We start from the raw sequence: 20,847 nt of genomic DNA on the forward strand, positions 1-20,847 counted from the left end.
TAGCGATGTTATTTCAAATCGACGTGAAGAAAGCCATGTGCTGTTTTCGTCAACGCCAAGACTTCGGCAAAGGTGAGGTTGTCACCCACAACGAGAGTAAGCGGCGTTTCTGATGACGCGGCGAGCTGTGCGAACATGGACAGTTCGGAAAAACGGAAGTCGTCGGACTTCAACGTGAGGCCGCCGATGCCGGAGCGTAAAAGTGTCATGATGTTCTCAACTGATTTTTTCATGCGAAATTCTTTTTGCCTACAAAAATAATCCGACCGGCGGCGAACCGAAGTTTATCTTTTTACGACCTGCAAGGAAACTTTCTTTGCAGGTTTTCTTTTTTCCGTCGTGTTTGTACGTATGTGCCTAAGCGCGTATGCGCGCGCACGATACACACGCACACGCGCGTGCGCTCTACGACGTAGATGGAGAATGAAATATATATACTTATATATTTCTTCTCTTTTCTTTGTGGTATAAATTCCGAAGAAAAGCCTATTTCTTCGGAAGGAATGCGGATTTCTTCGGAAGAAATAGCAATAACTTCGGAAGAAATGCCTTTTTCTTCGGAAGAAATACGAATGATTTTTTGCCCGTTTTCAGGCCAAAAACACCCCATTTTTACCCTGTTTTTTAGTTTCTTCGGAAGAAAAGCCTATTTCTTCGGAAGAAATAAGTATAACTTCGGAAGAAATACCATTTTATTCGGAAGAAATAGGCATAAATGGGGAAGAAATAGCGTTTTCTTGCCCATGAAAAAGGCGATGCCTGAACAAACAGACACCGCCGCTGATTATGATACAGTCAATGAAAAAGAAACCGTCTAAAAGTAGACGAAAATAGATTATTCGTCGCCGGAGAGCTGGCGCAGCTTGTCCTCGATGGTGATGCGTGTCGTGATGGTTGCGTCCATGTCAACGGACTTGAGTTCGGGCATGTGGTATTTGAGCAGACGGATTTCTGCGTTCACCCTGTCGGCAGGGTCAAGCAGCCTCAAGTCGCGCTCGAAGTCGCTCATGCCTCCGTCGTTCCTGGGATTGGGCGAGAAATAGTCCATAGAATGTGCCTTTATGATTTCGCGGCCCGGCTTTGGTTTGTTTGGCACGCCCTTTACTCTTCCTCCTGTTTTCTTTCCTTTCATATTACGTGCGTAAAAAGTTAAACTTCAAGTGCAAAGATAACGGTTTAACTTCGCCACAAAATGATAAGTTTTAACAGATATGGGACTAATAGGCAGTGCAATAGGAGCAGTCGGCAGTATCTTCGGCGGCATATCCGCATCAAAGGCGATGAAGAAAGCCAAGCAGAACGTACAGGAGCAGATACGGAAAAACCAAGACTGGTATGACCGGCGTTACAACGAAGACGCGACACAACGTGCCGACGCACAGCGCATCCTTACCATGACGGAGGAGAGCATAAAGAACAGAAACCGTCAGGCGGCAGGAACTCAGGCCGTGATGGGCGGCACGGACGAGAGTACGGCTGCGGCGAAAGCGGCCAACAATCAAGCCTTGGCCGATGCCACGGCGCAAATTGCCGTGAACGGCGAGCAGCGGAAAGACCAGATAGAACAACAGTACCTGCAACGCGACGCGGACTTGCAAAACCAGTTGCAGCAGCTTGAGATTGGCAAGGCACAGGCTATATCGGGCGCAGTACAGGGAGTAACCAATGCGGCAGCAAGTATGCCGTTCTAAACCATAATGCCTATGTCGACTACATTGAATAACATATTGGGCGGAGGCACAAGGCAGACAGCACCCCCGACAACCCCACCCCCGGCAGCACCTGATGAGAACAGGCTGGCAATCTCGGATGAGGAGAAAAAAGGTATTTCCCCGGCACAGGCCGTTCAACCTGCACCGACACAGCAGGTGGAGCCGCAGCAACCCAAGAGATTGAGCTACGAGGATATGTTCAGGCAGCTCAACCCCTACAAGCCACCCACACAGGAAGAGCTGGAGAAAGAACGCAAGAAACAGCGCAGGGAGCAGATATTCGCCGCCATAGGAGACGGCATATCGGCACTCTCCAACCTTTTCTTTACCACGCAGTATGCGCCGAATATGTACAGACCGGTTGAAACGCAGTCGGAGAAAACAAAGAAGCGCTGGGACAAGCTGACCGCAGAACGTAACGCCAACATGACGGCGTACATCAACGGACTGATGCGTGCCCGGCAAGCCGATGACACATACAACGACAACGAACGTGCATGGCAACGGCAACTCGGCCTTGACAAAATCAAGCAGGAACGCGACAAGGCAGCGGACGCACGCGCCGAAGCTAAGGAAAAGCGCGATGCGGAAATGCACGACCTGAACAAACAGCTTCGGAACAATCAGATTACACAGGCTGAATACGAAGCGAAGAAAGCAGAAGTGGAAGCGAGGTATGCCCCACAGCTCGAACAGAGCAAGATTAACCGCAACAAGGCAGCCGCAGGAGCTTCGAACGCATCGGCAAGTGCGTCAAGGGCACGCGCAAGATACTATGACAACGGAGGAAGCTCCGGCAACCGATACTACGGCGAGTTCCAAGGCAAGAAGTACAAGACACAGGCCGACTACGAGAAAGCCGTGCTTGACGCTGCAAGGGACGCAGGAGTTGACATCTACGACACCGAAGTCACGGAAAGAAACTACAAAGGCGAGCCGAGGAAACAGCGCAGAGTGAAACGTTCCATAGCCGCCATAGCGGCAGAAGTGGACGAAAAGACCAACCAGTTCAACGTAGATGATTACAGACGCGGAGGTGGCACAGGAAACAGTAACAGCGCACCTCCATTAAACTAACAGCTATGCCAAACAAGATAACATACACCATTACCACCTCGGACGGCAAGAGCCATCAAGTAAGCGAGGACAACATCAAGAAGTACGGGATGCAGTCGTATGCGAACGCATACAAGGGAGCAACCATCCGTATGCGTGACAAGGACGGCGCGGACTACGACATACCGCTGGGCAACTATAACGACGCACAGCAACAAGGATTGCATCCTTTCCGTTACGAGCATACCCCGGCCAAAGAGACAGCTCAACAGAAACCGCAGGAAACATCACGACCGGCGAAAGAAACCGATGAGCCACAGAAACCGTGGAAGCCAACGCCCATGCAGCGAATGGCATTCAATATGCAGGCGGAACAATTCAAGCGCGATGCGGCACAGCGCACGAGGGATTTCAACGAGCGTGTGGACAACCTGCAAGAGTACGGAAGGAGCTTTTCCGGAGGACATACCGCATCGGGAGGTTTGCGTTTTAATCCTCAAAGCAAGAAAATGGAGCGCACCTACCTCACGCCTACGGGCGAACGCACATTCAACAAGGCTGCGGCCGATGCAGTGAGCCGGGAATACCGCGACGCTGTGGACATGACCGTCGGCGGACAGATACGCAGGGCGCAGAACCGATTGCAGGAGCTGAAAGACAAGGCGGCTGCAAGGTTGCAGGAGCTTCACGATAAATGGAAGCAGGACTACGAGAACAACGATGCGCCGCTTGCCGCCGTACTTGCGGCTGACACCTACGTGCCGTCCATACAGAGCGACCAGACATATAGGGCACTGCAAGCCGCTATACGACAGACAGAGGAGCAAATAAAAACCCTCGGTGAGCAGCAAGACCGCGACAACGGTGTAGATGTGGGCTTTTGGCGTGGCTTCGGGCGCGTGGCAGGAGACATACGCACGTGGGACTTCGGCATTGGCGACATGATGGACGCCATGACCATGATGAATGCAGCCGAACCGAAACGTCCGCAGACGGAACAGGAAAAAGCCGCCAATCAGGAAATGATGCGTGCCATACACGAGAACCAGCAGACGGAGGCCATGTATGGAGGAAACGCCAGCTTTTGGAACAGAGCAGGCATGATGACCGGCTACATGCCCTCGTTCATGCTCGACTTCGCCATGACCGGCGGAGGTTTTGACGCTATCAACGTGGCTACAAAGACCGCAGGGAAAGCAGCCACCAAAGCGTTGGGCAAGGAAGCGGTGGAGCAAATGGCCCGGCAAGGCTTCAAGACCTACGTCAAGAACAACGGACTGCGAGGACTTGGGCAGGAAGCAGCCAACTGGACAATAAAGGCACTCGGCACGACGGCTGACGAGCTGTTGATACGTGCCCCGCTGATGACTAATACTGTACAGGGCATGGATACCGCCGCCGACATCATAGACCGCAAGCTCGGTGATGTGACGATTGACGAGAACGGTAACTACAATTTCACGAACGACAAGACTTGGGGAAGTGCCATTTGGCAAGGTGAAGCCAACTCCATAGTAGAGAACTACTCCGAGATGTTCGGTGCGCATCTGCCCGAAGTGGCCTCGGTGAAGAATTTGGGCAGGCTTGCAAATGTCATAGGCGCAAAGCGTCTTGGCGGAGTGTTGGCTAAGGCCGATGCAGGAGCTTTGGGCGGAATAACCGACGGTACACGCAGGATATTCCAACAGATGGGTGTGAGCGACTATTTGGGTGAGGTTTCCGAGGAATACTACGGCCAGTTGTGGCGCACCATGCTCAACCTTGACGATGCATACCGGCAGAACCCTGACGGCACACGCACCAACCTGTTTGCCACCGGGCAGTTCCACGGCGACATTTGGGGCGGAATGGCGTTGTCAATGGGACTGATGGGTGCAGGAAAGACAGCCATGAGTGCAGCGAATTACCTATCCATGAAGCATGATGTGAATAAGGCGGACGCAAGGGCGAGCGAATTACTCACTCCTGAAGTATGGGAGCCTCTGCGCAGCACCATTGACATGGCCACGAATGACAATGTGGGCGATGTGGCGGAAGTGATTGTGAACGACCGGGACATGACGGACGAGGAAAAAGCCGCCGTAATGAACTACATGGAGCGTTCACTGTACCTGCGCGGAGTAAACCTTGCCGAGCTTGTGAAATCACGCGGAGGCGAGCAGGACGAAAATGCACAGCGTGCCAACGACAGCTACATGGACGGCTACAACGTGCAAAGCGACGTGGAGATGCAGGACGCAAGAAGTATGTACGAGCTGCAACGTCAGAAAGCGGAACAGGCATTAACGCCCGAAGAGCTTGACGGCATAGACAACGACCCGATAGGTGCACTGCGCAACCTTGGTGACGATGAAGCCATAAATCAAACTGTCATAGACTACATCAACGCCAAGCAGGTGTATGACGGAATGTTGCAGCGTGTGCGCGATGACATAGACGGACGTATCGACCAAAGTAACACGATGATAGACAGCCGCACCAACCGTAAGACAGGCATGATACAGGGTGCGACGCTGAAAGTGCAGGACGACGAGGGCAACGACCGCCGCGTGTACGTGCTGGACGGAAACCTTGCTACCTACGAGGATGGCACAGGCATAGACAAAGAGAAGTCTGACGGCAGCATTATCATCCGTGATGCGGAGACCGGTGCCGTAGAAATGGTGTCGCCCGATGCCATATTCAGCGTTGAGCAGCCTGTTGACCCTGAAACGGAGAAGCAAACGGCAGCGGAAGCCATACGGCAGCAGTTCGCGCAGGAAGCAGCCAACAGGATAGACGGCACAGTGGCATTCCAGCCCGGCGACACCTATACCGTGACGGACGAAAGCGGACAGGCGGCACAAATACAAATTGTGCCCAATGCAGACGGGCTTGTGGATAACGGCGACGGGACGGTTAATGTAAGCTCTGACGGCGGGCAGACCGTTGTACCCATGCGCAAGGAGGATATTCAGGCAATGGTGGACGCTACGAACCGTGCGCGAGTAGCACAGATTGAGCAGCAGCGCGAAGCCATGCAGCAGCCACAGGTGCAAGAACAGCCGACATACAGCCTGAACGATGAAGTCACCCTGTTGGACGAGAACGGGAACGAAGTCCGCGGAAGTATTACGGCAGACGTGAACGAGGACGGACAGTACGAGGTTTACACCGAAAACCCGATAAACGGACGGAAGGTAAACCTTTTCACGGCTGAAGAATTGGACCGTCTGCAAGCCAATCCTGCGGAAAATTCTCGGCAAAACGGCGGAATTTCCACGAAAAATGGCGGAAATCCTGCGGAAAATTCTCGGCATGAGGATGTCGCCATCGTAAACCAAGAGGCCGTGAACAATGCCACTGTGGATGACCTTATGAAAACTAACAGAGGCTATGTTGAAGGGTATTATAATGAGCATCCCGAAAAAGTTGCTGAAGCATTAGCCGCACCTGCACAAGCAACCGCAGACTACATCAACGGAAAACTGACTGACAGAGATTATCTAATTGCACTCAATTATTCTACTGGCGAAAACTCATGGCTCGACGGTTCGGCAACCGAAGAGGAAATAGAACGTGAGGCTGCAATGAATAGGGAAAAATACTTGCCTTACGTTTCCATGCCACAAGTTCGGCAGGAGCAACCGGCACAACAGCCAGTACAATCAGAACAGCCCGTGCAGAGTGCAATTGAACGCATACCAAAAGACGAGAAAGGACAGCCTATTTACGAACAGGCAGACCCTGATACAGCTTGGGATGCGATTGTAGAGCAAACGGAGGGTGACGAGGCTATGGCACAGAATGTGGCAGACAGCATGGTGGCCGACAAGGAAGCCGAACTGAAAAAGGTTGAGAAATCCAAACCCAAAGGAGGAACAACCATTGCCGAGAAAATTGCAGCCGAGCGCGAGCGGAAGAATGCCGTGGAACAGGCTAAAGCCAACCTTGCGTTGTGGCAGAAGATAGCGCAGACTTCACAGCGCAGGAGACAGGCCGCCCTCGCCGAACAGTCGCGGCAAGCTGAGGAAGCAGCACGGTTGCGCCGTGAGCAGGAAGAAAAAGAACGCGCCGAACGTGAGGAAGCCGAGCGCATACGCAGGGAAGCGTTGAACGGTGTGCCCGACATCATAGACGACACGCCGCAGGACGCACGCGCAAGAGGCTACCGCAGGGTGAACGGCGAGAAGATAGACAGGCAGACACCGCTGGCCACACGTCAGGGCAAGGAGGTGCAGGTGAAGTTCGACGACAAGAACATCCCAACCGGCCACGTGGCGTTGATAGAAGCCGGACAGTTGCAGCCGAGCCATATAAACGGACGGAGAAACCCATTCCACTTCATTGACGAGGCGCAGCCCAAGGAACGCAACGACGAGGCAAGCGTAATGTCGGCACGCAAGATTGCCGCAAACATCCGCCCGGAAGAAATCACCTCATCGGTAACGGCCTACACAGGCGCACCTACGGTAAACACACGTGGAGAGGTGATACAGGGCAACAACCGGAGCGCAGCACTTCGCGAGATGTGGGCAGGACAGCCCGAACAGGCGGCTGTCTATAAGCAGTACCTGACAGAACACGCCGCAGACTTCGGGCTGGCACCCGAAGATGTGGAGGCCATGCAGCAGCCTGTGCTGGTGAATATGGTAGACGTACCTGACGATGAAGCCATCAGCCTTGGACAGTTCGTTGCGCAGGACACCGAGAGCGGTGGAACAGAGCGCATCAAGCCGAAAAACATCGTTCAGAAAATGGGCGATGATATGAAAGGCTTTGCCGGACGGTTGCTTGCCTCGCCCGATGAGGAAATGACATTCTCTGAATTGGTGGACCGCAATGGCATGGACGTATTGAAGTGGATGCAGGCAAAGAATTACATCACCCCAACACAGTACCGTAGCGCGTTCGACAGCAAAGGCAATCTTACCGGCGAGGCCAAGAATGACCTTAAAGGCATAATGTATCAGAGTATTTTCCAAAATGGAAACACCCATTTGGAGGAAATGTTCGGCGCATTGCCTGCAAAGGCGCAGAAAGCGATACTGGCTACGGCGTACAGGGACTATGACAGCCCGAACTCTGAGCGCATGAACGCCGAACTTCAAGCTTCGATAAACGCATACTACGCCTTGTCGCAAATGCCCGACTTTGCAAATGCCAAGAACTACAAGGAGGCACGCAAGGCGGCAGAGGCATGGAAAAGGCAACTGTCTTTTGACGATGTTACCGGCGAAAGCTATCTTCCTTCAGAAAGATACAGTAACTTTGCGCTGTTGTTGGCCACAATGTACAAAGGGCAGACGCAAGTATTCATACAGAATACACTGAAAAACATCTTTGACCTTGTACAAGGCACGAAAGAGGCTACCCTTTTTGAAGAGCCTGACAACACGCCGCGCACACTGGTGGAAGCCGTGAACGAAACGATGAACGGCCTTAGTGACGAATTATTGTTAAACGAAAACTTTGCATACAATGGACAACGGAGAAATAATGTATTGGCTGGCGGTAGTGCAGCAGGCCAACAAGGGAGACAAGGAAGCACACGAGATGATCCGTCAGGAGGACGAACTGAGGGCGGAACAGGGATTGCCGCCGATAATAGAGGAACTGAAGGCGGTGTCGGGCAGGAAGAAGTAGAGCGACGAGAAGCAGATTTGGCCTCTCGTGTGCAGGTAAATGACGATGACTGGCAAGAAGGCGACGAAGAAAGGCCGACCTATAAGCGGAGTATCATCATTGACGGTACACACACTGCCACGCAGATAGATGAGCCTGACGAGAACGGACATTATACCGGCTCCTATTTCGAGTTCGACAACAAACGGTTTGGCGACATTGCCGAGATTGTCGATTACATAGACAACGGTAATACCCTTGCCACGAAAATTGCACAAGCAGAGGCGGAAACCGAACAAAACCCGACCGAAGCACAGAAAGAAGCCGGCAACTATAAGAAAGGCCATGTACGCATCGGTCAGTTCGACATCACCGTTGAAAACCCGAAAGGCAGCGTGCGCCGCGGAACGGATGCAAACGGCAAACCGTGGGAGACGACCATGCAGAACACCTACGGCTACATCCGTGGCACGGAGGGCGTTGACGGCGACCACATCGACGTTTTCCTGACTGACGACATCGACGGCTGGAACGGCCGCAGGGTGTACGTCGTTGACCAGTACAACGAGGACGGCACGTTTGACGAACACAAGGTAATGCTCGGCTTCAACGATGAGGACGACGCACGAAACGCTTACTTCGCCAATTACAGTGATGATTGGGCAGACAAGCGGAAAATCGTCATGACCTCCGCAAACTTGGAGGACTTTGAGAAGTGGATAAACAGCAGCCATCGCAAGACCAAGCCGTTTGCGGAGTATAAGAGCGTGCCCGCCGGTGAAACAAAAGCTATCAGCCCGACAGACCGAATAGCCGAGATTGACGAGCAGATGGCCGACTTGAAGAAACAGGCAGATGAAGCCCATAAGCGCAGTGACATCTTTGAGGAAGCACGCCTTATCAGTGAAAGCAACGACTTGTATGCCGAACGCCGCCGACTGGTGCAGGAAATGCAACCGTCGCAAACGGAGGAAGGAAGCAATGAACAGCCACAGGAGCAACCGGGACAGACAGATGACCGTTATACCGTAGAACAACGCTACCACAAGAAGAAAGACACGTACATCTATGCCGTGAAGTTCACGGAACAGATGCCGCGTGAGCAGTTCTTGTCATTGAAGAAGCGCGTCAAGGACTTTGGCGGCTACTATTCCTCATACGGCAAAGGCGGCTTCATATTTGAGACGGAAGAAGCCGGACGGAAGTTTGCCGAAGCCGTGCTTGACCCCAGCGGCGAGAAGCTGGACGACAACAAACCGTTATCTTTGGCCGATATGCAGCAGAGCAGCGAGCCTGTTGTGCATCAGGTGGACGTTGAGGGGCTGATGCAGGCTATCAACGAAAACGGAGAAGCCAAATTGAGCGACCATTTTGTTGTGGGCCGTCCAGGTCTGACCGAAAAGGCAACGAGCCAGCAGACTGAAACCCAGACGCAGGAGACCGAACAGCAGCCTCAACAATCTGACAACAACGGCTATGGTGCTAACAACAAGCTTGTAAGCCGTGACAGATATGAAGAGCTGAAGAAGCGGATGCGTCAGAAGCTCGGAGGTCAGCTCAACATGGGCATTGACCCCGAAATACTGGCTATCGGCACTGAAATGGCAGCGTACCATATTGAGGCCGGTGCCCGTAAGTTTGCCGACTATGCCCGGCACATGATAGACGACCTTGGCGACGCTATCCGTCCCTACCTCAAATCGTTCTACAACGGAGTAAGAGACCTTCCCGAAGTGCAGGAAGCCGGATATGTGGACGAGATGACACCTTACGACGAGGTGCGCACGTTTGACGTGGCCACCTTCGACAAGGAGCAAGGCAACGCAATGGCCACGGCTGAAATGGTAGTAGCCGAACAAGAGGCACAGGCCGGAGCCGACACAGCCAAAGAACAACTCATAAACCAACGTAACAAACAAAGGAGACAAGAAGATGAACAAAGAACAGCAGATACGGAAGCTGTTGCAGGCCAAGCAGAGGCTGCTGCAAGCAAGGCAGAAAGCGACATCGAAGCTGCAACAAATGAGAAGCAAGTAAATGGAACGGTTGAAGAAATAGACCGCCAACTCGACAAGGTGAACGAACAGCTTGCCCTGTTAGGCTATTATGAGGCCGAACCGGTGGAGAGCGACTTCAACGAGGCATACGGCTATATGCGCAATGCCGAGAAGAAAGCCGTAAAGGACGCGAACAACCTTGCCAACCGCCTTGTCAAAGACATCGGCATTGACCCGAAAACGATTGTTGACAAGAAAGGGAAACGTCGCAGGAGCATTGCTACGGCCAACATTGCGCCCATCGGTGGAGACATCAGCATACATCTTCCACTCGGAGACAAGCGTGAACTGTACATCAGCATCCAGTTAGATAAACAGGACGGAGACAACCTGAAAGTTACAGGCGGTATGCTGCGCATAGAGAACCCGAACCCTGAACGCGGCGAGGAAAGATACTTATCGTTCAACAATTTCTTTGCGGAGGATGAGACTTACCCGTCATTGCTTCGTATGGTTCAACAACTTGTGAAGCGTTATGCTCCCGACTTTGTGCCGGTAAGCAACGCACAGCAGGAAGCCTCTACAAAGAGTGGGAAGAAGCCGGCCAAGCGTCAGAAGAAACAGGACGAGTCGAAGATTGCAGACCTTTTCAGCGCACAGGAAGAAAATGCAGTTGAAAATCAGGAGAATTCACCGTTCAAAAAAGGTGATGCAGTTGTCTATAAGGGCAAACCTGCCACCGTTTATGACATTGAGGACAACGGACGGCTTGTGCTTGATACAGGGCTGGCACCGGTACTTTATGAAAGTGCCGACCCGAAAGAGGTAAAACCTGCAAATACTGCAACCCATAATGCAGGAAATACGGAAATAAACCGTATATTTGCTAATGCAGTCAAAACCGATATGCTTGCCGCCCTTGACAGCGGCACAAAGCCGTACAGGAGCATACTTGATTTGCGCAAACGTGCGGCAGCTTTGGGCATGGAGGTTGACAATGACGGCAGGACAGACATCCTGCTGCAAGAACTTGTCGAAGACGGTTTAGTCAGAGCCGCACGCGAAGTAGTGGAACAGCACGGACGAGACAGCAGAGAGTCGTATGACCTTATCTGTAAGCTCTATGAAATGCAGCCCACCATTGCCGCACGGAGCAGCAACCGTATCAAGATGCAGCAATACTCCACCCCGCTGCCTATGGCGTGGAACGCTACACGTTTTGCCATGAGCGGCAAGAAAGGCGGGAAGGTATTAGAGCCGACAGCCGGTAACGGAATGCTTGTGTTCGCAGTTCCTGCCAATCAAGTACACGTCAACGAGCTTGACGAGACGAGACTGGACAATCTTCGCGAGCAAGGTTTTGCGCAAGTTACCCAGCAGGATGCGACCGAGCCGTTCGAGGGGGGTCAACAATATGATGTTATTATTGCCAACCCACCGTTCGGCAAGAGTGATGAAGTGGAGTATGACGGAAAGATGATACCCGGCCTTGATCCACAGATTACGCTCAATGCCCTTGCAAGCATGAAAGACAACGGCAAGGCCGCTATCATCATAGGTGGAAACATGGAGTACGGGAACAATGGCGGACTGAAAAGCATGAAGCCGTTTTTCACATACCTGTATGACCACTACAACGTGAAAGGCGTTGTTGACATGGACGGAATGCTGTATTCCAAGCAGGGTACGACGTTCCCAACCCGAATGATATTGATTGCCGGACGCAGGAGCGACGAGGAACGTGCCCAAACAGCAGTTTATCCGCCTGTTGAAAGCAAGGCTATACGCAAGGCAGATAGTTTTGACGACTTGTATGACATAATAGATGAAGTAATCAACTCAAAGGAAAAGACAAATGGAACAGAAATTCTACGTAGCCAGCAAGGGCAACTCGTATCTGTCGCTGACCAACCATCCCGGAACACTGACGGAACAGGACATAGTGGGCAATCTCGAAAGAATGATGATACTGGACACGGACAGCGAGGAACAGCACATTCAACCGAGAGCAATTCGGGAAGAAGCCAGCAGGTTTTATCAAGAGAACATAGAACGGATACTGGAAATGGCGAAACCCGGCGAGGAGCTGGTGGAAATACCGAAGGAGGAAGCCGAGGAGTATCAGAGCCTGACGTTCAGCGAGTGGGAACAGTGGGAGTTTCCACGGAACGAGTGGGATTAGGAGAAACAAGAACCGAACAACCGAAGAAGCGAACCCTTACTGAAGAAAAGAGTGCATACAGACCGCATAACAGTGCTTTTTCATTGCAAAGCGTTGCCCCTGCCGCAATGGTAGAGGCAATGGATAATGTACTCTCACAGATTGAGGCTGAAAACGGAAACATAGACGAGTTTGTAAGAAAGGAACTCGGTTATGACACGACAGATGAGCTTCATCAGGCACTTGCCGCAGAACAGATTGATAGCGTGGCAATGGCCATTTACCAGATGAAGCAAGGGCAGGCACTTATCATCGGCGACCAAACCGGTGTAGGAAAAGGCCGTCAGATGGCCGCACTTATCCGCTGGGCGGTGAAACGTGGCGAGAAGCCGATATTCATTACGCAAAAGGCGGATTTATTCTCCGACATCTACCGAGATTTGGTAGACATAGGCAGTGGCGACCTTGTGCCGTTCATCTTCAATTCGGACGGTGCTATGGTTGACAGCAATGGAAATACCGTACACAAGCCTCTATCATCCAAAGAAATGGCAAAAGTGTTTGCCGCAGGTCAATTGCCTGATGAATATGACTTTGCCGTGCTTACCTATTCACAAGTAAATACAGGTGACGAGGTAAGTCAAAAAGAAGCTGAGGAAGCGGCAAAGAAACGCGGTGGGCGGACAAAGAAAAGCAAGGCTTCAAAGGACGGGAAAGCCACACCAAAGGCCACATTCCTGCGTGCCATCGCCGAGGACAACTACCTATTCCTTGATGAGAGCCACACGGCGGCAGGAACGAGCAATACAGGCGCATACCTGCAAAGCATTTTACGCAGCGCAAAAGCGGCCACTTTCGCAAGTGCCACTTTCGCCAAGCGTCCTGACACCATGCCCCTGTACGCCATCCGCACTGCCATGAGCCAAGCCAAGGTAGAGCCTGACAAGCTGATTGGCATCATTGAGAAAGGCGGTGTGACCTTACAGGAGATTATGAGCCGCGAACTGACCAATGCCGGGCAGATGGTGCGCCGTGAACGCGACATGAGTGATGTTGTGACAGACTGGAAAACCATAAACGACCCGGCAACCGTAAAGCGTGCGCGTGAGAACTACGACCGCACGATTGCCGCATTTAACGCCATCATCAAGTTTCAAGAGGATTATGTCAAACCGATGGTTGATGCGATGGACAAAGAGCTTGCTGTCATGGCAGAAAGTGCCGGAATTAAGAGAGGTACAGACAAAATGGGCGTAGAAAATGTGCCTTTTGCCAGCAAGACCTACAATTATACCAAGCAACTCATGCTTGCCCTCAAAGTAGATGCTATAGCCAATGAAGTTGATGCAGAAATAAAGGCTGGGAGACACCCCGTAATTGCGTTGGAAAGTACGATGGAAAGCAGTATCAAGGACTATTCCGCAGGGGAAATAATTTCAGAACCAACTTTCAGTGCAAGCCTTTTAAGGGGACTTGATACCGTGATGCAATACACAATCAAGGATGAGAACGGTAAAGAGCAACATGCACGATACACTCCCAAGCAGTTGGGCGAAGCCGGAGAAAAGGCATATTATGAATTGCAGGACTTCATCCGCAAGAGTACCAGTGACATTTTTATCAGTCCGCTTGACGCTATCATTGAACGGTTGCACGGAATGGGTTATAAAGTCGGCGAACTTACAGGCCGCAATATGTACGTGGAGCGTGACGATGACGGACGTGTTGTCGTGAGACGCAGGACAGACAAGGACAAGAAGAGGATGCAACGCGAGTTCAACAGCGGCGAACTTGACGTGCTTATCCTTAACAAGTCCGCCTCTACTGGTATCAGCCTGCACGCATCGGAAAAATTCAGCGACCAGCGTCAGCGGACGATGATTATCGCACAGCCGTTGAGCGACATCAACGACTATATGCAGATGATCGGGCGCATTGACCGCACAGGACAAGTGCACAGAGGTTATTACATCAACCTCGGTTTGCCGGTTCCTGCAGAGAACCGCTTTCTGATGATGCTGTCCACAAAACTGAAATCACTGAACGCTAACACGACCACCTCACAGGACAGTGAAAGCAACGATGTGGAAGCTCCCGACCTGCTGAATAAATACGGAAGCCAAGTCGTAGTGGAATACCTGCGTGACAATCCTGAAATCTACGAGAAAATGGGTGGTCCATTGAAAAAGGCAGGACAAGGTGGAGGGCGTGTGCAAACCAATGAGCTTGACGAGTATAAGCCGCAAGAGGATGATGCGCGTAAGATAACCGGCTATGTGGCGTTGCTGACCACCAAAGAACAGGAAGAGTTCTATGATGATGTAGTAAGACGGTACAATGAACTCATAAAGTACCTGAATGACACGGGAAACAATGACTTGAAGATTACCGTCATGCCGCTTCGTGCCAAGACTTTGAATAAGCGTGTGTCATCTGAAGGCATAGACCCGACCGGCACCAACCCGTTTGCACGGAATTCATACGTTGAACAGGTGGAAATGGATGTATTGCGCAAACCGATGAAAGCAGCTGAAATACGCAAGACCATCGAACAAGTGAACAAAGGAAAACGTCCAGAAGATTATATACGCCAAGTCATCGCCACCATTGAAAAAGAGGACGAGGTACGAATTGCGGCCGAGGAAGCCCGCTATGAGCGTTCAAAAGCAAAGGCACAGGAAGATATAGCCAAGCAGACCGAGAAAATCAACCGCCAGCAGAAACGTACCGCCGAAGAAAAGCAAGCCGCCATTGCCGACTACGTGAGAGAGACCAATGAGAATGTGGAAACCAAGCATAACGACAACATGGTGCGCCTCAATACGAACAGCGATATGCTGAAACAGCGTCTGCACATGTTTGAAGTCGGGAAGTCGTACCTCATGCCTGACAATCTTGAAAGCATGGTGTTCGATTTTTCCACGCCTGCCATATTCTGCGGCTACAAAGCAAAGGACAGCAAGATAACCGCCTCGACTACGCTTGCCGTATTTGCCACTCTTGACGGGCGAAGGCGTATGGAAATCAAGTTGTCGCAGCCCGAAGCGTTACGAAGCATTTACAAGACGACCAACGATAATTGGGATGCGGCACGTTCCACCACGCTTGAGAACTGGGACAGCCAAATACCGACAGGAACACGGAAGACGGGTTTCATCATGACGGGAAACATCCTTCAGGCCATTGCGGATACGCAAGACGAACATGGAGGTTACCCCGGCCAGCTTATCAGCTACACCGATATTGACGGGAATGTGCATGACGGTATATTGATGCCGGATAAGTGGAATACATCCATGCTGAAAACAAGCGGTGCGCCAATCATCAGCCGCTTGAAACAGATAAAGAATTATATGCCCGTTACCAGTCATGACGGCAAGGTGGATATTACAGGTAGCAGCTGGGCGAAAGTGTACTATCTGACCGTACCAAAGACCAAGAAAGACGGAGCCATTTACTACGAAAACAAGGCATTGCTCCGTGCCGTTAATGGCAGCAACTTCTATCCCTACCGTGGAAAGTTGCGTGCGGACATTCCGGAAGAAAATATAGAAAAAGTAGTAATGGAGTTGTCAAAACTGGGTGTAAAGGTAAAGGAAGAAACCAACGAGGATGATGCGTTATACAGGCTTGACGATTATACGACCAATGAGGAAGAAGCCAATGATTTGTTCCGTGTTGTGGATGATGCAAGCGAGATAGAGCGATTGAACAGCGAGCCGACGGTGAAAGTGTACCGCGCCATGTCGTTGGTGGACGGCAAGCTGTATCCTCCCATGTCGAAGAAGATAGGCACAGGAAGCAACAGGATAAGTCAAGCTCCCTCGGAGTTCGGCCAATGGGAAGTATCGGACGAACGCCCTGAGCTTGTGGAGAAAGAGGGAACACACAAGAACCACATTTACATTGTAAAAGACAACGGCAAAGGCTTGTGGGTGGCATACAATCCGTATTTCCATACTTCACGCAATCCACTTAATGACCAGTTCGCAGAAGCCTATCAACGTCCCAACCTTGTAACTGTTGAGGTAGAAGTGCCCGAAAGCGAACTGACAAGCGGCTATCAGGCAGAGGGAGCTAAAGACCCTGTTGGAGAAACGAAATGGAACGCAGGTCCGGTTAACCGCCAACTTAGCGGCGACAAGAAACGCAAAGTAATCCTTTCGAGATGGATGCGCCCTGTACGCATTGTTCCTGACAGTGAGGTGGCGCAGCGCATCGCCGAACTTATCGAAGGAGAGAATGTTGCCATACCTGACAATACAGTTACTCCGTCATTGCTTGAAGAATTGAAGAAGCTCGGTGTGAAGATTGTAGACGGTATTAGCAAGGGACGCAAGAAAGCCACCGCCATGATGAGAGGTGGCAACGGTGCATTGACCGATAACGAGCTTAGCTATGAGAATGACCCGGTGGCAAAGATGACAGGTCGCTCTACACGCACGGCAGCACAGCGCAGGGCATTTGCCGAGCGCGAACGGCAGCGCATGGTGCAGCGCGTTCAGGAGCTTGCCAAGAAGTTGCACCTTGACAACGTGGACATCGTAACCGATGCAAGCACTTTGCAAGGCAAACGTGCAAAGGCCAAGGGTTTCTATTCGCGAGGAACTGGCAGAATAACGATTGTAATACCGAACCATACGAGCGTGTACGATGTGGAACAGACGCTGCTGCATGAAGCCGTGGCACATTACGGACTGCGACAACTGTTTGGCGAACACTTCGACACGTTCCTTGACAACGTGTTCCAAAATGCAGATAAGGACGTTCGCCGCCGCATTACAGAACTGGCAAGAGAACGCAACTGGGATTTCCGAACGGCCACCGAGGAATACCTTGCATCGTTGGCAGAAAACACCAACTTCGAGAATACCGATGCAAGCTGGTGGCAGAAGATAAAAGAACTGTTCCTGCGAATGCTCCACAAGATAGGCTTTGAGGACTTCTCCGGCGTAACCTTGTCGGACAACGAGCTGCGCTATATCCTTTGGCGGAGCTACGAGAACCTTGCCGAACCGGGAAGATACCGCAGTATCTTGGGAGAAGCCGAAGACGTGGCCAAGCAGAACGAGTTGAAAGTGGGCAACTATGCCACGGACAATGACGGAACGGCAAGGAACGTTGCAGAGCAAGACGAACTTTACCGCGACGGTGACCCCGAAGTGCATGAGCGCGTATTGGCACGCGACCGATACGAGCAGCGTGTAAGACGCGGAATGTACCAAATGCAGGAAGCCTTGCAGGACAGTATGCTCGGACTACGTGAAGCAATGGAAGCTATACTTAAAGGGGAGGGCAAGAAAAAAGTGCGCATCGAGGACGTGGACGGCTTCGAGAACGCCTATTTGGGCGAAAACAGACTTTCGTCCGTAAACAAGGCGGAGGCTGACGCATTCGCACATACCCTTTTCAAGCCTTTGCTTGACGAAGTTGGCAAACTTGCTCCTAACAAAGAAGCACGAGAAGAACTGACCGACTACATGATGGCCAAGCACGGACTGGAACGTAACCGAGTGATGCGTGAACGTGAAAAAGAAAAACTGATTGCCTCCTCCGAACTGGCCAAGTTGAAGCCGGAACAGCCGAGCATTGACGATGACGACTACGACCTGAAAATGGATGCTTTCGACAAAGCTATGGAAGATTGGGAAAAGCAGGTAGAGGAAGAATTGGGAGACAAGTTTGAGGCCATTGACAAACGCGACTTTGCCGGACTGACCGCACTAACAGAGGCTGACAACGTGGCAGACGCAGAAACGGAAGCCGCAGCAATGGTGGACGCATACGAGAGCGGACACGATACGGAAGCCCTGTGGAAACGGACAAACGACGTGAGCAATGCCATTCTTTCCAAGCTGTATGAAACCGGCATGATGTCGAAAGACACCTACGACAATGTACGCTCGATGTACGAGTATTACATTCCGTTGCGTGGCTTTGACGAAAAGACCAGTGATGAGGCATACGCCTACCTGAACAGCAAGAACAGCGCATTCAACGCTCCGATAAAGAAAGCAAAGGGAAGAAAATCAAAAGCCGACGACCCGCTTGCCTACCTGCAAAGTATGGCAGAAAGCGCCATCACGCAGGGCAACCGCAACAAGTTGGTAAAACAGAAGTTCCTGAACTTCGTACTGAACCATCCGAGCGACCTTGCCAGCGTGAGCGACCTTTGGCTGAAATATGACAAGGTGGCCGACGAATGGCAACCTGTGTTCCCGGACAACATCAATGCTGACGACACACCTTCAGAAGTGGAACGCAAGATGCAGGACTTCGAGTACAAGATGAAAGAGCTTGCCGAGCAAGACCCTGACCTGTACAAGCACGGCAAAGACACGGTGAACATACCCTACCGGGTAGTAGAGAAACGCGACCTGCGCCAGCACCAAGTTGTCGTGAAACGTGGAGGAAGGGATTACGTCATCACGATAAACGGCAATCCGAGGGCAGCACAGGCACTCAACGGACAGACCAACCCAGACAACGATATGTCAGGCGCAGTGGGCGCGATACTGAAAGCCGGTGAAAGGATTAACCGTGAGTTGAGTGCGCTCTATACCACACGCAACCCCGACTTCGTGGTGTCGAACTTCATCCGTGATATGCTGTATTCAAACAGTATGATGTGGATAAAGGAAAGTCCGAATTATGCCCTGCGCTTCCATCGGAACTTTGCAAAGGTGAACCCTGTCAGGATGAAGATGCTGCTTGCGAAGTATCGCAAAAATGAACTCGACATGAGCAACGACACTGAACGTATGTTCCATCAGTTCATGATGAACGGAGGCGAAACAGGATATTCCAATATGCGTGACATCGAGAAGCATAAGAACGACATCCGCAGGGAAATACGCAAGGCAAATGGCCGACTACCCATCCGCAAGGCGTGGGATTTTTTGGCCGAACGGCTTGACGAGGTGAACCGTGGCGTGGAAAACTGCGCACGCTTTGCCGCCTTCATGACCTCGCGCGAAATGGGCAGGACAATAGACCGGTCCATCTACGATGCAAAGGAGATAAGCGTAAACTTCAACAAGAAAGGGAGCGGTGCAAAATTCATGGGAGCCACCGGGCAGACCAAGTTAGGCAATGCCAGTGCGTTCATGTCAGGACTCGGAAGAAGCGGCTTTGTATTTTGGAACGCTGCCATACAAGGCACGGCAAACTTCGGACGGCAAGCAAAGCGTCATCCTGCAAAAGCACTTACCAGTGTAGCCGCGATGTTCCTGCTCGGTGCAATCGTAGCTTCACTTGGTTATGGTGATGACGATGAGGACGACAAGAACAGCTACTGGAACTTGCCCGAATACGTAAGGAGAAGCAACCTGTTGTTCCGTGCAGGTGGCCAATGGATAAGCATACCGTTGCCTGTGGAATACAGAGCCGTGTACGGACTTGGCGAACTTATGGTAAGCACGATGAGTGGCAAAGAACATCTGACAGACGGTGAGATAGCCAACGCTATTGCCGGACAAGTAAGCCAACTGTTACCACTCGACTTCTTGGAGGGAGGCGGAGGAATGAAAGCGTTTATACCAAGCTCCATTAAGCCGTTTGCCGAAGCATCTCTAAATACGAGTTGGACGGGTCTTCCGATATACAAGGATACTCCTTATAACAAGGATATGCCCGAATGGACGAAAGCCTATAAAAGTGCGAATAAATATCTTGTAGACCTGTCAGAAACTTTGAATGAAATATCAGGTGGTGACGAATACAAAAAAGGATGGGTAGACAAAATTGTTTTACCTATTAGTCGTGACATAAAATTTAAATTAAATAATCCAGCGCAGTGGGAATATGTTTTGAACGGCTATTTCGGTGGCATTTCAAACACTATAGACCGCCTTACAAAGATGGGAGAAACGATAATAGGCCAGCGAGAGTATGACCCCAATAGCTTCTTGGTGCTGAACCGTATTCTGAAAAATGGAGACGAGCGGACGGAGCAAAAGGCCGTGAACAATGAGTATTTCAAATTGCAAAAGGAATATGAGAATACTAAACGACTTCTGAGGAACTACGAACGTGATACCGACAACGGCATCTTCGACTATGCAGAGAAGATAGATTTCCTCTATAACTCGCCCGAATATGCGAGGTACGAGATATTCGAGAACTACCGCCCCGACATAGACGGCCTTTACGATATGCTCAAAGAAGCCAATACATACGGTGACAAGGAAGCGGTGAAGGACATTGAAGCCCAACTCAACGAATTGAAAAAGATGATGATAAACGATATGAACAAGACCCGTAAATAGTTAACGAAGACATGATGCACGGAATGCTTACATTTGCATAAGATATTCCG

General features: G+C 51.2%; 6 protein-coding genes. 4 read left to right on the forward strand and 2 right to left on the reverse strand.

All coding sequences use genetic code 11. The features are described 5' to 3' along the window. Positions 1 to 8: 8 nt before the first annotated feature. Positions 9 to 233 carry a hypothetical protein gene (locus M3089_RS02825; RefSeq protein WP_249081623.1) on the reverse strand — a complete coding sequence of 75 codons (225 nt, stop codon included), beginning with the start codon at positions 231 to 233 and terminating at the stop codon, positions 9 to 11. A gap of 183 nt (positions 234 to 416) precedes the next feature. On the opposite strand from M3089_RS02825, the gene M3089_RS02830 reads away from it, so the two are divergent. Beyond that, positions 417 to 818 (forward strand): hypothetical protein, encoded by a 402-nt coding sequence (locus M3089_RS02830; protein ID WP_249081625.1) that lies wholly within the window; start codon positions 417 to 419, stop codon positions 816 to 818. A gap of 17 nt (positions 819 to 835) precedes the next feature. On the opposite strand, the gene M3089_RS02835 is transcribed toward M3089_RS02830, so the two are convergent. Then, entirely contained in the window at positions 836 to 1,132 is a 297-nt protein-coding gene (locus M3089_RS02835) for a hypothetical protein (RefSeq protein ID WP_249081627.1), read from the reverse strand. Between the two features lie 79 nt (positions 1,133 to 1,211). Here M3089_RS02835 and M3089_RS02840 point away from each other — a divergent pair, with 79 nt between their 5' ends. From M3089_RS02840 to M3089_RS02850, 3 genes are read left to right on the forward strand one after another with little or no spacing between them, the layout of a single operon-like run. After that, positions 1,212 to 1,691, forward strand: coding sequence for a hypothetical protein (locus M3089_RS02840; RefSeq protein ID WP_249081628.1), 480 nt, complete (start codon positions 1,212 to 1,214; stop codon positions 1,689 to 1,691). A 12-nt stretch (positions 1,692 to 1,703) separates the two neighbouring features. Next, positions 1,704 to 2,789: a hypothetical protein gene (locus M3089_RS02845; protein WP_249081631.1), complete on the forward strand. Its 1,086-nt coding sequence runs from the start codon at positions 1,704 to 1,706 to the stop codon at positions 2,787 to 2,789. A 5-nt stretch (positions 2,790 to 2,794) separates the two neighbouring features. Beyond that, a complete protein-coding gene (locus M3089_RS02850; RefSeq protein WP_249081634.1) occupies positions 2,795 to 20,797 on the forward strand; it encodes an LPD38 domain-containing protein in 18,003 nt (6,000 codons plus the stop codon). The last annotated feature ends 50 nt before the right edge of the window (positions 20,798 to 20,847 follow it).

Source organism: Marseilla massiliensis, from assembly GCF_023336985.1.
In the GTDB taxonomy this organism is placed as follows: Bacteria; Bacteroidota; Bacteroidia; order Bacteroidales; family Bacteroidaceae; genus Prevotella; species Prevotella intestinigallinarum.

What these genes read in the sequence shown, in the direction of transcription:
- M3089_RS02825 (WP_249081623.1), bottom strand. Translation starts at nt 233, where the DNA reads ATGAAAAAATCAGTTGAGAACATCATGACACTTTTACGCTCCGGCATC.
- M3089_RS02830 (WP_249081625.1), top strand. Translation starts at nt 417, where the DNA reads ATGGAGAATGAAATATATATACTTATATATTTCTTCTCTTTTCTTTGT.
- M3089_RS02835 (WP_249081627.1), bottom strand. Translation starts at nt 1,132, where the DNA reads ATGAAAGGAAAGAAAACAGGAGGAAGAGTAAAGGGCGTGCCAAACAAA.
- M3089_RS02840 (WP_249081628.1), top strand. Translation starts at nt 1,212, where the DNA reads ATGGGACTAATAGGCAGTGCAATAGGAGCAGTCGGCAGTATCTTCGGC.
- M3089_RS02845 (WP_249081631.1), top strand. Translation starts at nt 1,704, where the DNA reads ATGTCGACTACATTGAATAACATATTGGGCGGAGGCACAAGGCAGACA.
- M3089_RS02850 (WP_249081634.1), top strand. Translation starts at nt 2,795, where the DNA reads ATGCCAAACAAGATAACATACACCATTACCACCTCGGACGGCAAGAGC.